This is a genomic window from Spirillospora sp. NPDC048819 (assembly GCF_040650055.1).
GTDB lineage: Bacteria > Actinomycetota > Actinomycetes > Streptosporangiales > Streptosporangiaceae > Spirillospora.
On the sequence record NZ_JBEZGN010000012.1, the window covers coordinates 110,474 to 123,425 of the forward strand.

The 12,952-nt window shown below is 72.6% G+C and carries 9 protein-coding genes; 3 read left to right on the forward strand and 6 right to left on the reverse strand.

Annotation, left to right across the window (positions count from 1 at the left end; translation table 11 throughout):
• The first annotated feature begins 1 nt into the window (after position 1).
• Both AB0C35_RS18645 and AB0C35_RS18650 read left to right on the forward strand, forming a co-directional pair.
• Positions 2–1,597, forward strand: a complete 1,596-nt coding sequence (locus AB0C35_RS18645) for an Hsp70 family protein (RefSeq protein ID WP_358457138.1) — start codon at positions 2–4, stop codon at positions 1,595–1,597.
• 11 nt (positions 1,598–1,608) lie between these two features.
• The gene (locus tag AB0C35_RS18650) at positions 1,609–2,022 is read left to right on the forward strand and encodes a DUF1257 domain-containing protein (RefSeq protein WP_358457141.1); all 414 of its coding nucleotides are present in this window, start codon (positions 1,609–1,611) and stop codon (positions 2,020–2,022) included.
• A 61-nt stretch (positions 2,023–2,083) separates the two neighbouring features.
• On the opposite strand, the gene AB0C35_RS18655 is transcribed toward AB0C35_RS18650, so the two are convergent.
• Positions 2,084–3,241 (reverse strand): glycosyltransferase, encoded by a 1,158-nt coding sequence (locus tag AB0C35_RS18655; RefSeq protein ID WP_358457144.1) that lies wholly within the window; start codon positions 3,239–3,241, stop codon positions 2,084–2,086.
• A gap of 102 nt (positions 3,242–3,343) precedes the next feature.
• The gene (locus AB0C35_RS18660) at positions 3,344–4,306 is read right to left on the reverse strand and encodes a GlxA family transcriptional regulator (protein ID WP_358457147.1); all 963 of its coding nucleotides are present in this window, start codon (positions 4,304–4,306) and stop codon (positions 3,344–3,346) included.
• 99 nt (positions 4,307–4,405) lie between these two features.
• Between AB0C35_RS18660 and AB0C35_RS18665 the strand changes: the two genes are divergently transcribed.
• Positions 4,406–5,044, forward strand: coding sequence for an HD domain-containing protein (locus AB0C35_RS18665; protein ID WP_358457150.1), 639 nt, complete (start codon positions 4,406–4,408; stop codon positions 5,042–5,044).
• Between the two features lie 47 nt (positions 5,045–5,091).
• Here AB0C35_RS18665 and AB0C35_RS18670 read toward each other — a convergent pair whose 3' ends face one another.
• The 4 genes from AB0C35_RS18670 to AB0C35_RS18685 form a co-directional block, all read right to left on the reverse strand.
• Positions 5,092–5,394 (reverse strand): hypothetical protein, encoded by a 303-nt coding sequence (locus tag AB0C35_RS18670; protein ID WP_358457153.1) that lies wholly within the window; start codon positions 5,392–5,394, stop codon positions 5,092–5,094.
• Between the two features lie 54 nt (positions 5,395–5,448).
• A complete protein-coding gene (locus AB0C35_RS18675; RefSeq protein WP_358457156.1) occupies positions 5,449–6,228 on the reverse strand; it encodes a methyltransferase domain-containing protein in 780 nt (259 codons plus the stop codon).
• A gap of 94 nt (positions 6,229–6,322) precedes the next feature.
• Positions 6,323–9,703 (reverse strand): ATP-dependent DNA helicase, encoded by a 3,381-nt coding sequence (locus AB0C35_RS18680; protein ID WP_358457159.1) that lies wholly within the window; start codon positions 9,701–9,703, stop codon positions 6,323–6,325.
• Positions 9,704–9,732: 29 nt separating this feature from the next.
• Positions 9,733–12,906 (reverse strand): ATP-dependent DNA helicase, encoded by a 3,174-nt coding sequence (locus AB0C35_RS18685; protein WP_358457162.1) that lies wholly within the window; start codon positions 12,904–12,906, stop codon positions 9,733–9,735.
• Positions 12,907–12,952 lie beyond the last annotated feature (46 nt).

The window sequence follows — 12,952 nt, forward strand, 5'->3', positions numbered from 1 at the left end:
GATGACGACCCGTATCGGTATCGACTTCGGCACCGCCAACACCGTCGTCGCGGGGTGGGACCACACCCTGGACCGGGGCGAGCCGATCCCGCTGCCGGGGCTGGACCTGACACGGGAGGACGGCCGGGGCGTCGACCAGCGGGTCGTGCCGTCCCGGATCGCGTTCTCCGCCGCGGGCGACCGGCGGTGGATCGGCGCGCAGGTGACGCCGGAGATGGCCGACGATCCCGGGACCGCTGTGTTCCAGTCGGCGAAGAGCGCGGTCACCGGCCGGTCCGTCGACATCCCGCGCCGGCTGGGCGGCGACCGGACCGTCACCGCCCGGGAGGCCGCGACCCGGTTCCTGTCCGACGTGATGGCCACCGCGATCCTCACCGTCGACTCCGCCGACCTGGAGATCGTCGCGACCGCGCCCGTCGAGTCGTTCGACACCTACCGCGACTGGCTCGTCCAGGAGGTCGGCGAGGACGCGGGCGGGGCGCGGCTGCGGGTCGTGGACGAGGCGACCGCCGCGGCCGTCGGCTACAGCGCCCGCCTGAACCCGGGCGAGGTGTTCCTCGTCTTCGACTTCGGCGCCGGAACCCTCGACACGTCCGTCGTGAAGGTGCTGGACCCGTCCAACGCCACCGCCGGCAGCGCCGTCCGGACGATCTCCAAGGCGGGCCTCGACCTCGGCGGCGACCACATCGACGCCCTCCTCGCCGAGTACGCCGCCGAGCAGACCGGCGTCCCGTTCGGCGACACCCGCGAGTACAACCGCGTCTTCCGGGAGCTGCTGCGCTCCGCCGAGAAGGCCAAGATCGCGTTGACGGCACAGGAGTCGGCGGTCATCGAGGCCGGGCCGTACCGGCTGGACATCGGCCGCGCCGAGTTCGACGGCCTCCTCAAGAAGAAGGACGTCCTCGGACGGGTCAACCGCGCCCTGCGCAGAACCCTCGACGGCGCCGCCGCCAAGGGGTTCCCCGCCGACGAGATCGCCAAGGTGTTCCTGGTGGGCGGCACCAGCCTGATCCCGGCCGTCCAGGACGTCCTGTCGCTGCAGTTCCCGCCGGACGCCCTGCACCTGGACCGGCCGCTGGAGGCCGTCGCCGCCGGCGCCGCCGGGATCGCCGGCGGATACGAGCTGAGCGACCACATCCAGCACGACTACGCCATCCGGCACGTCAACCGCGACACCGGCGCCTACGAATTCGAGACGCTCGTGGAGGCCGGCACCGAATACCCCACTGCCGAGCCCGTCAAGATGCTCACCATCAAGGCCATCAGGGACGGGCAGAAGCACCTCGGCATCGCCGTCTACGAACTCGCCCACGCCAGCTACCGCGAGGCGAGCTCCGACCTGGAGATCATGTTCGACGCGAACGGCGGCGCCCGCACCGTCGCGGTCACCGCGCAGCGCCTCCAGGAACGCTCCCGGCTCTGGCTCAACGAGGACAGCCCCACCTTCCTCGAAGCCGACCCCCCGGCCGAGGCGGGCGTCGACCGCTTCCGCCTCGACTTCCGCGTGGACGCGCAGAAACGCCTGACGGTCTCCGCCTACGACCTCCACCGCAACACCCTGGTCCTCGACCACCAGCCCGTGGTCCGACTCTCCTAAGGCAGGACGCGATGTCGCACTTCACGACGGTCCGGACCACGATCACCGACCAGGACCGCCTCGTCGCCGTCCTCCACGAACTGGGCTTCCCCGAAGTCGAGTCCCACGGCGAAGCCGCGCACCTCTACGGCTACCGGGGCGACAGGCGCCCCGAACGGGCAGAGGTCGTCGTCCGCCGCCGGTACATCGGCTCCGCCAGCAACGATCTGGGTTTTCACCGGACGTCCGACGGCACGTTCGAGGCCGTCATCAGCGACTACGACCGCAGCAGGTACGACCGTCGATGGCTGCAGAAGGTCGCGCAGCGCTACGGCCGCCTCACCGCCCTCGCCTACGCCGAATCCAACGGCTTCGACGTCACCGCCGAGAAGACCGACGACCAGACCGGCGAAGTCCGCCTGACCCTCCGCCGCACGGCCTTCTGAACCGGGGGCCTGGACGCCGGACGACCGGCCGCCGAGACGGGCGTGCGGGTCCGGCCGTCCGCTAATGCGGGGCCGTGCGGCCCTTCCAGGCGCCGCCCCGGCCCGCGCGGTGCCGGCGGGCCGAGTCGATGGTCATGGCCGCGTACATCAGGGCCACCAGGGGCAGGGCCGGGGCACGGAGGGGCGACAGGCGGTAGTGGCGGAGCATGGGCGCGTAGGTGGCGGCCATGATCGTCCAGGCGAGGAGGCCCGCCGCGGCGGCGAGCGCGGCGCTCCCCGTGCCGGTCACGAGACCGGCCAGCCCCGCCACGGCAGCGGCGGGCGGGACCGCGTACAGCAGGACGAGGGTCGCGATCGTGCCGGTGAGGAGGGCCGGTGAGTACCGGAGCTGGTCGTAGGCGCTGCGGGTGACCATCGTCCACAGGTCGGCGAGGCCGGGGTAGGGGCGGCGGCTGGTCACGTCGCGGCTGAGGTCCAGGCGGCAGCTCCCGCCGGCGCGTTTGATCAGCCGCCCGAGCGCCACGTCGTCGATCAGCGCGCCCTTGATCGCGTTGACGCCGCCGGCGTAGGCGAGGGTCTCGCGGCGGACGAGTATGCAGCCGCCCGCGGCGGCGGCGGTGCGCGCGCCGTCGCGGGTGACGCGGCGGAACGGGTAGAGCTGGGCGAAGAAGTACACGAAGGCGGGAACGATCAGGCGTTCCCAGCGGGTGTCCGTGTTGAGCATGGCCATCTGCGACACGAGATCGCGCTCGTCGGCGAGGGCGGCGCGGACGAGACCGGCCACCGTTCCGGGCGCGTAGGCGATGTCCGCGTCGGTGAAGAGGAGGAACTCCGGCTCGCCCGCGTCCTGGACGCCTTCCGACATCGCCCACACCTTGCCCGCCCAACCCGGGGGACGTTCCAGTGCCCCGACCACGCGGAGCCTGTCCGTCCCGCCGCCGAGGCGGGTCGCGACGTCCGCGGTGCCGTCGCCGCTTCCGTCGTCCACGACGATCACCCTGAAGGTGCCCGGGTACTCCTGCGCCAGCAGGGTCGGCAGAGTCTCCGGAAGCACGGCCGCCTCGTCGCGGGCCGGGACCACGGCCACGACCTCGGGCCAGCCGGACGGATCGGCGCCTGGCGGGAGCCCGGGGCCGGTCTTCCAGAAGCCGCCGTGGCCGAGTGCGAGATACAGCCACCCGGCCAGGGCTGCCAGCGCCAGAACGCCCACGACCAACACGTCCGGCAGCCTTGCAGTGCTCGGGCCGCCCGTCCAACCGGCGCGTCAGCGCGGCGCCGGAAAGGCGGTGTTCACAAAAGGCGGTGTTCACGAAGGCGGTGTTCACCCGGCGGGCCGGGCCGCGGTGGTGGTGAAGCGCCGGCGGTAGACGGTGGGGGTGATGCCGAGGTGGCGGGCGAACACGCGGCGGAGGGTCTCGTCGCTGCCGAACCCGCTGTGCCGGGCCGCCGAGGTGACGCTGTGCCCGTCGAGGAGGAGCCGGCGGGCATGGTCGAGACGGACCCGCTCGACCCAGCGGGCGGGGGTGGTGCCCAGCTCGGTGTGGAACAACCGGGTCAGATGCCGGGGGCTGACGGCCGCGGCGCGGGCCATGGACGGCAGACCGTGATCGCCGGCCGGGTCGGCCAGCACGGCGTTGATCAGGGTGCGCAGGGGTTCGTCGCGCGCGGGCGGGGTGGCGGCCATGGTGAACTGCGACTGCCCGCCCGGACGCTGCAGGAAGACGACCAGTTCGCGTGCGATGCGGCGGGCCGCCTCGGCTCCGTGGTCGTCCTCGACGAGGGCCAGCGTCAGGTCGATGCCCGCGCTGATGCCCGCGGACGTGACGAAGCGCCCGTCCCGGACATGGATCGCATCGGGCTCGACGCGCACCCGGGGGTGACGGCGGGCGAGTGCGTCGGCATGCCGCCAGTGGGTCGCGGCCCGGCGTCCGTCGAGGAGGCCGAGTTCGGCCAGGACGAAGGCGCCGGTGCACACCGAGGCGACCCGCGTCGCCCGCGCGGCCAGGGTGCGGGTCGTCGCCAGCAGCTCCGCGTCCACCGGCCGCTCGGCCAGGCGGTCGCCTCCGGCGACGAGCACCGTGTCGATCCGTCCGGCGTCGGCCGCCGTCACGGTGCCGCTCAGCGGCATCCCGGTCGACGTCCCGACCTCCCCGCCGCGCGCGGAGATCAGGATCAGGTCGTAGTGGCGGTCGAGCCGGTTCGCCTGGTGCAGGACCTCGGCGGGGCCGCTGACGTCCAGCATGGTCACACCGTCGAACACCACGAAGCCCACACGATGCGTCATGTCTGAATCTGTGGTTTGTCTGTCAGAAAGGACATGGCGCCAGAGTACGTGTCCGGCGACGCTGGGTAGTACCGCTGAAACGAGGAGACGGGGAGAACCATGAGCGAGTCGATTGCGGGCGTGCAGATCCCGGACAGCGCACTGGCGCGCGAGGCGACCGAACTGGTCCGTGAGGCGGCCTCACCGCTGCTGTTCGACCACTCCCGGCGAGTCTTCGTCTGGGGATCGCTGCGGGGGCGCGAGCAGGGGGTTCGGTTCGACCCCGAGTTGCTGTACGTCGGGGCGATGTTCCACGACCTGGGGCTGACCGAGCGGTTCCGCCGCACCGACCAGCGATTCGAGATCGACGGCGCCGACGAGGCGCGGCGGTTCCTGCACGCCCACGGCGTCACCGGCGAGGCGGCCGACCGGGTCTGGACGGCGATCGCCCTGCACACCACGCCGGAGATCCCGCTGCACATGGCCCCGGAGGTCGCCCTGGTCACCCGGGGAGTCGAACTGGACGTGCTGGGCATCGGCTACGACGCGGTCTCCGGCGAACAGCGCGCGGCCGTTGTGGACGCGCACCCCCGCCCGGACTTCAAGAACCGGATCCTGGCCGCGTTCACCGAGGGCATCAAGGACCGCCCCGAGACGACGTTCGGCAACATCAAGGCCGACGTCCTCGCCCACTACGTGCCCGGATTCGTCCGCGCCGACTTCGTCGAGATCGTCAAGAACTCCGCCTGGCCCGAATAGACCCGGCCCGCCGGCCGTGGAGGACCCGGCGGCGCCGGGCCGGGCGGTCAGGCGACGCGGTTCTTGGCGGCCATGCAGATCCGGGCCAGGTCGTTGAGGGCGTCGGCGCGGCGCTCGTCCAGGGACCGGCGGTCGCCCGGGCCCGCCTCGGCGAGGGTGTCGATGACCAGGGAGAACACGGGCCATTCGGCGGGGCCGATGGCGCCCTGGAAGTCGACGCCGTCCTCAAGGTCGTCGAGGTCGAGGTTGCGGGCGAAGGTGGCGAGGGCGGCCTCGGCCGCGACGACGCCGATGCGCATCGCCAGCGCGGCCGGCTCGCGATCGAGGGAGCGCACGTTACTAGAACCCATGTTCGATAATCTAGAACACGTGAGCGACTCACGTCGAACATCCGGTCGAAAACGTTATCCGACGATCGCCTGCTGGAAGAGATAGGTGTGCGTGAAGTGCAGGACGCCGTCGGGCTTGCTCGGACGCATTCCGGTCGCCGGGCCGCCGTCCAGTTCGTCCTGCAGTTCCCGCCTGATCTGCGCGGCGACGTCGTCGGGTGTCTGGGAGAACTCCAGCCACGGGTCGAGCGGGCGGGTGTACTCGAACCGCTCGGCGCGTTTCACCTCCGCGCCGGAGGCCGTGACGAGGTCCGCGATCTGCGATTCGGTGAGGGCGGTGCCGTGCGAGGGGTCGCGGAGGCGTTCGATGCGGTCGGGGTCGCCGTCGATGCCGTCCGGGCGGATCAGGTCGGCGATGATCAGCGCGGCGCCGGGGCGGCTGACCCGGGCCATCTCCTTCACGACGGCCTCCGGGTCGGCGACCTGGTGCAGTGAGAAGCGGGTGACGACGAGCGTGAACGACCGGTCGAGGTAGGGCAGGGCGGTGGCGTCGCCGCGCGTGAAGGTGACGTTCGTGAGGCCCGCGTGGTCGGCGTCGCGCTTGCCCTCGGTGAGCATCGCCGGAGTGAGGTCGAGGGCCGTCACGTGGCGGACGCGCCGGGCGATCGCCCGGGACACGAGCGCGGTGCCGGCCGCGACCTCCAGGACGACGTCCTCGAGGTCGAGTTCCGGCTCCATGAAATGGACGAGCCGGTCCAGGTGACGGGTGAACGCGGCGTTCCGCGCCGGATCGGCGAACCCGGCCGCCTGCTTGGAGAATTCCCGTACGACCTTCTCGTCATGGGTAACCGTCACGCCGCCTCCCTCGCATTGTTGCCCGGATCATCCCCGAAAGCACGCATGGTGAACAGAGGGAAGTGAGACTCATCACTCGACATTCTCGGACAAATCAGGCAGCGGGTATGCCGTCCAGCAGCGCGGCGAGGCCGTCCGCGCCGAGCAGGTCGGCCGGGCGGACCGTGACGTTGGCGCTGACGTAATGGAACGCCGCGCTGACCTGGCCGACGTCCACGCCGGCCAGTTCCGCCCACGCCAGCCGGTACGCGGCGAGCTGCACCGACACGAACCGGGCCTCCTCGGCGGGCGGCGGCGAGCCGGTCTTCCAGTCGACGACCTCGTAGCCTCCGCCGCCCGAGCGGAACACCGCGTCCATGCGGCCCCGGATCAGGCGGTCGCCGATGACGGTCTCGAACGGGACCTCGATGTCGAGCGGCTCACGTGAGGCCCACTCCGACTCCTCGAAACGGGAGCGCAGCCGCGCGAGCTGCGCGTCGTCGGCGGCGCCCTCGTCGGCGGCGCCGGGCAGCTCGTCGGGGTCGAGGAGGCGCTGCTGCCCCCAGCGGCTCTCCAGCCAGGCGTGGAACGCGGTGCCGCGCCGCGCGTACGGGGCGGGCGGGCGCGGCATCGGGCGGCGGATCTGCCGGGCGAGGGCCGCCGGGTCGCGGGCGAGCGACACCAGCGACGACACCGACAGGTGCGCGGGAAGGTCGACGACCAGGCCGTCGCCGCCACGTCCCCGGTCGCGTTCGGCGAGCAGCAGCTCGACGTCGCGCGCCCACGCGGACATGCGGGCGCGGTCGGCGTCGGACAGGCCCGCGTCGCCGGCCCAGTGCCGCGTCCGCCCGGCCATCTCGTCCTCGACCATGCGGGCGGCCTCGACTACGGCTTCGTACCGTTCGCGGGCCGAGATGTCGGAATGGCCGCGGCCGCCGGGCACCACGGGCCACTGCGCCTCGTCGGGGTCGGCGAGCAGCGGGTTGGCGGCGCCCTCCTCCGGCGGGTCGGCCCAGACGGCCACGGACCCGGCCCCGGCCAGGCAGACCGCCCGGACCTCTTCGAGGAACGGGGACGGGCCGAGCGGGCGGCCCGACGATCCCCACCAGTAGCCGGTGGTGATCAGGAGGCTGGACGCGCGGGTGACCGCGACGTAGGCCAGCCGCCTCTCCTCCCGCAGGTCGCGTTCGGAGCACGCCTGGTCGAACGCGGCGAGGTCGTCCTTGTCCAGGCCGGGCAGCGGGGGCAGGTCGGCGCGGTCGCCGCGCAGCATGAACGGCAGGACGCGCGGGTTCGCGGTCCAGCGGGTGGCGTTCTGCGGCGGCGACGGGAATATCGAGCCCTTGGCGGGGCCGCCGTTCTTCTGCGGGACGAACGACAGCCCGGGGACGACGACCACCGGCCATTCGAGGCCCTTGGACGCGTGGACGGTGAGGAGCTTGACGCTGTCGGTCTCCCCGACCCGCCCCGCCTCCAGCCCGAACTCCTCCGTCTCGGCCGCCTTCAGGTACGCGAGGAACGCGCCGAGCGTCGGGTCCTCGGCGTCGCCGGCGAACGTGGCGGCGGCGTCGATGAAGGCGTCGAGGTCGGCGCGGGCGGTGACGGGGTCGAGCCCGGACCGCGCGGCGACCTCGATGTCGAGGCCGAGGGCGCGTTCCACCTCGTTGACGAGGTCGGGCAGCGGCAGCCCGACCTGGCCGCGCAGCATCCGCAGCTCGTCGCGGAGCCGCCGCAGCCGCCCGTGGCCCTCCGGGGAGTACGCCTCCGGCGGGCCGAGGTCGTCGAGCGCGTCGACCAGGCTGCCGGTCTCCTGGTTCAGCTCGCTGACGAGCTGGTGGAGCGGGTCCTCGCCCTCGTCCGGCGGTGCGGCCTCCGGTTCCTCCGGCTTGGCCTCCGGCGTCTCCGGCGTCTCCGGCGTCTCCGGCGGTGTGACGTCGCGCGCCGCCTCCTGGGCGAGGGTCCGGGCGCGCCGGCCGAGGGCGACGAGGTCGCGCGGGCCCAGGCGCCAGCGCGGGCCCGTGAGGAGCCGGGCCAGGGACGCGCCCGCCGTCGGGTCGTGCATGGCGCGGAGGGTGGCGACGACGTCCTGGACCTCGGGGACGGTGAGGAGCCCGCCCAGGCCGACGACCTCGACCGGGATGCCGCGCGCCTCCAAGGCCCGCCTGATGAGCGGGAACTGCGACCGTTTCCGGGCGAGGACGGCGACGTCGGAGTACTGGAGGGGCTGCACCTGCGGGCCGCGGTCGGGCGCCGTCTCGGGGTCGGCGGCCATGAGCTGGGCGATCCGAGCGGCGATGCGGTCGGCCTCGTCCTCGACGGTGTGGAAGAGCGCGCACTCGACGCGCCCGCGGTTCTCGCGCCCCGCGCCGGGGATGAGCCGGGGCACGGCCTTCGTCTCCGCCCGCAGCTCCTCCTGGACCTTGGCCGCCGCCTCCAGGATCTGCTCGCCGTTGCGGAACGACCGGCTCAGCTGGACGACGGGCGCCGGGACCGGGCGCCCCCCGGCGACACCCGGCTGCAACGGGAAGTCGTACGCGAACCGCAGCAGGTTGCCGGCGCTGGCGCCCCGCCAGCCGTAGATCGACTGGCAGGGGTCGCCGACCGCCGTCACCGGATGCCCGCCCGCGAACAGCGACTTGAGCAGGACGAGCTGCGCCTGGCTCGTGTCCTGGTACTCGTCGAGCAGGACGACGGAGAACCGCGACCGTTCGATCATCCCGACCTCGGGATGCTTGTAGGCGATCCGCGCGGCGAGGGCCATCTGGTCGCCGTGGTCGATGACCTCCCGGCCGGCCTTGGCCCGCCCGTACGCCTCGATGAGCGGCATCATCTGCTCGCGGACAGCGTGCTTGGCGAGGATGTCGCGCTGCGCCTTGAGCGGCTTCTTCACGGCGGCGAACCGTTCGTCCAGCCATGTCCCGACCTTGCGGACGTCCTCTGCCGTCCGCAGATGCTCCGAGAGGTCGCCGGCCATCTCCATGACGGCCTTGGTGACGGTGTCGGGCTGCCATTCGATGCGGTCCATCGGGCCGTTGTAGGCGTCGACGACCCGCGAGCAGATCTGCCAGGCCACCGCGGGTGAGATCAGCCGCATCGTGGGTTCGAGGGCCTCGCGCAGCGCATGGTCGCCGAACAGCCGCGCGGCGTAGGAGTGGTACGTCGACACCATCGGCTCGCCGTCGAACAGCGCCTCGCCGCCGAGCCGCTCCAGCTCGTCGTCCGGCAGGACCTCGCGCAGCTTGTCGAGCCGTTTGCGCACGCGCACGCCGAGTTCCGCGGCCGCCTTCCGGGTGAAGGTGAGGCCGAGGACGCGTTCCGGCCGGACGAAGCCGTTCGCGACCAGCCACACCACCCGTGCGGCCATCGTCTCGCTCTTACCGGACCCGGCGCCCGCGATCACCGCCATCGGCGCCATCGGCGCCTCGATCACCCGGGCCTGCTCGTCGGTCGGCTCCGGGATCTCCAGCAGCCGGGCCAGCTCTCCCGGCGTGATCACCCCACTCCCCCCGAGCTAGTCCCCGACAGCTACTCCCCGACCTGGCCGCCCTCGTCATGAACGGGGCAGCAAGAGCGTACGGGACAGGTGCGACACTTGTCGTTCGCCCGCGCCTGGAAGACGTCGCCGGCCATGCCGGTCGCGACGACCTCGATGAGCTTCTTCGGCCACTCGGGGTCCTCGTCCTCGGCGGGCGGCGGCTGCTCCTGCTCGCGCGCCTTGGCGGTGAACGCGGCCTTGCCCACCTGGACGAGCTTCGCGCCGCCGGGCTCGATCAGCCCGTGCCGCTCGAACGCGCCGAGCATCACCGCGTACTGGTAGACGCCGAGCTGCGGGTGGCGGGCCAGGTCGTCCTTGGGGACGGCGGTGGAGGACGTCTTGACGTCGATGATGACCGCGCGGCCCTGCTCGTCCCGTTCGGCGCGGTCGATGCGGCCCTTGATGACGACGCGGCCCAGGTCGACCTTGAACGACTCCTCCAGCGCGACGACCTCGTTGGGGTTGTCGCGGTGCCAGGCGAGGAACCTGTCGACCATCCGAGTGGCCTGCTCGCGCTGCTTCTCGGAGTACCACGAGCTGCGGAACTCCAGGTCGTTCCAGATCTCGTCGAGCCGTTCGGCGACGTGGACCTCGCTGATGCCGTCGTCCGCGCCGGCCATCTCGGCGACCGCGTGGATGACCTTGCCCATCGTGCTGTACTCGTTGGGCCCGCCCTCTTGCGCGCCGACCGCGGAGGCGAGCAGCCAGCGCAGCCCGCACGTGGTGAACGCCTCGACCTGGGACGGCGAGATGGCGATCTGCTCGTCCTCGGCGAACGCGGGCCCCGAATCGGACAGCGCGGTGATGGCGTACCAATTCTCCGGCTTCGCGCCCCGCACGCCCGCGCGCGCGAGCCGCGCCAGATGCGCGGCGGCGGCACGTCTCAGCGGCTCTGGGCGGGACGGGTCAGCGACGGCGGAACGCAGGTCGGCGACGAGCGCGGACAGCGAAAGCCACCGGGTCTTCTCGTCGAGCTGCGATTGCTCGATCGCGCCGGGGAGCAGCTCGTTGAGGAACCGGGACGGCCGCTCCTCGGTGTCGTCGCCGCCGACGGCCGTGACAACGAGCCGTTTCCGGGCGCGGGTGACGGCCACGTAGAACAGGCGGCGTTCCTCGTCCAGCATCTTCGCCGCCATGGACGCGCCGGCCGCGGCCTCGCCGTCCGGCTCGGACCCGGCGGCGTGCTCGACCATCTCCTCGACGCCCAGCAGCGATCCGCGCAGCCGCACGTCCGGCCAGACGCCCTCCTGGACGCCGGCGACGACGACCACGTCCCATTCCAGTCCCTTCGAGCGGTGCGCGGTGAGGATCCGGACGGCCTCGCCCTGCGGCGCCTGCTCGGCGAGCGTGTCGCCGGCGATCTCCTGGGACGCGATGTTGTCGACGAACAGTTCGGGCCCCGCCTGGGGAAGCCGGTCGACGAACCGTGCGGCATGGTCGAACAGCGCCACGACGGCGTCGAGGTCGCGGTCGGCCGCCGCGCCGCGCGTCCCGCCCTTGACGCTCTGCCCCAGCAGCACGTCGGCCTGGCCGCTCTCCTGCCACACCGCCCACAGCACGTCCTCGGCGGTCCCGCCGTCGTGGACGCTGCGCCGCGCCACGTCGATGAGGTGCGCGATCCGTTCGGCCGGTGCCCGGACCTTCTCGTGGACGAGTATCAACTCACGCGGGTCGTCGACCGCGGCGACCAGCAGCTCGCCGAGCGGACGCTGACCGCCCGACAGCTCCTCCAGATCGCGCAGGGCCCGCTTCAGGCGGCGCATGGCGAGCGCGTCGGCTCCGCCCAGCGGGCCCGTCAGCAGGTCTTCTGCGACGACCTCGTCCAGGTATCCCTTCTTCAGCGCCGCCCGCAGCAGGATCAGGAACGGCCGGACGGCGGGTTCGCTGATCAGGGGGACCTCGTCGCCCGCGACCACCACCGGGACACCGGCCTGGGCGAGCGCACGCCGCAGCACCGGAACCTGCCGCACGGCGCTCCGCACAAGGACCGCCATCCGCGACCACGGAACACCGTCCAGCAGGTGGGCGCGGCGAAGCTCGTCCGCCACCAGCGCCGACTCCTGGCTCTCGGAGTCGGCGATCACGGCCCGCACCTCCCCCTCGTCCAGCTCCTCCACGGGATGCAGGGCTCGGTGTTCGGCGGCGCCGGCCGTCCCCGCGGGGAGGCGGCGCGCGATGCGCCGGGACGCGGTCAGGATCTCGGGGCCCATCCGGCGGCATGTCCGCAGCGCCACGACGGGTGCGGGGTCTCCGTCCAGCGTGAGGAAGCGGTTGGGGAACTCCTGAATGCCGCGCACGTCGGCGCCGCGGAACCCGTAGATGGACTGGTCGGGGTCGCCGACGACGACGAGGTCGCGTCCGCCCCCGGCGAGGTAGTGCAGCAGGGCCTCCTGCGCAGGGTCGGTGTCCTGGTACTCGTCAACGAACACGACGTCGTAGGCGTCCTGCTCCCGGATCCGGACTTCCTCGTCCGCGAGCATGCCTGCGGCCATGTGAATCAGCTCGCCGTAGTCGTAGGTGGGGACGGGGTCCAGCGCGAACCGTTCGACGTACCGGTCCATGAACGCGCCGATGGCGGGCCAGTCGTCGCGTCCGCGCATGCGTCCGAGCGCGACGAGGTCTTCCGCGATGTACTGCCGCTCGACCGCCCGCAAGGTGAAGTCGCGCAGTTCTTCGGCGAACCCGCGCGTCGCCAGAGCGGCCCGCAGCCGTTCCGGCCAGTCACGCGCCCCGTCCGCCAGCTCGCCCTCCAGCAGGCGGCGCACTTCCAGCAGCTGCTCTGGCCCGGACAGCAGCCGCGGGGCCGGCTCTTCGTTCGACACGGCGTCGCGCCTGAGCAGCGCGTAGGCGTAGCTGTGGAAGGTGAGGGCCAGGGGCGTGCGCGTCGTCCGCTGCAGCCGCCCGGTGATCCGCTCCCGCAACTCCCCCGCCGCCTTGCGGCTGAACGTCAGGACGAGCACGCGCTCCGGGTCGGCGCCCCGGTTCTCGATGCGGTCGACGACCGCCTCGACGATCGTCGTGGTCTTCCCGGTGCCGGGGCCGGCCAGCACCAGCATCGGCCCGCCGGCATGCTCCACCACCCGCCGCTGCTGCTCGTCGAGCACGGGCGGGACGGCCCGCGCGGGGCCCGCGCGGCGCACGAGACGGTAGGAAGCAGACGGCACAACAGTTCATTGGAACAGATCACCGTGACTGTTCTGACCACAACAC

Coding starts and splice junctions, on each gene's coding strand:
- AB0C35_RS18645 (WP_358457138.1), top strand. CDS start 2: ATGACGACCCGTATCGGTATCGACTTCGGCACCGCCAACACCGTCGTC.
- AB0C35_RS18650 (WP_358457141.1), top strand. CDS start 1,609: ATGTCGCACTTCACGACGGTCCGGACCACGATCACCGACCAGGACCGC.
- AB0C35_RS18660 (WP_358457147.1), bottom strand. CDS start 4,306: ATGACGCATCGTGTGGGCTTCGTGGTGTTCGACGGTGTGACCATGCTG.
- AB0C35_RS18665 (WP_358457150.1), top strand. CDS start 4,406: ATGAGCGAGTCGATTGCGGGCGTGCAGATCCCGGACAGCGCACTGGCG.
- AB0C35_RS18670 (WP_358457153.1), bottom strand. CDS start 5,394: ATGGGTTCTAGTAACGTGCGCTCCCTCGATCGCGAGCCGGCCGCGCTG.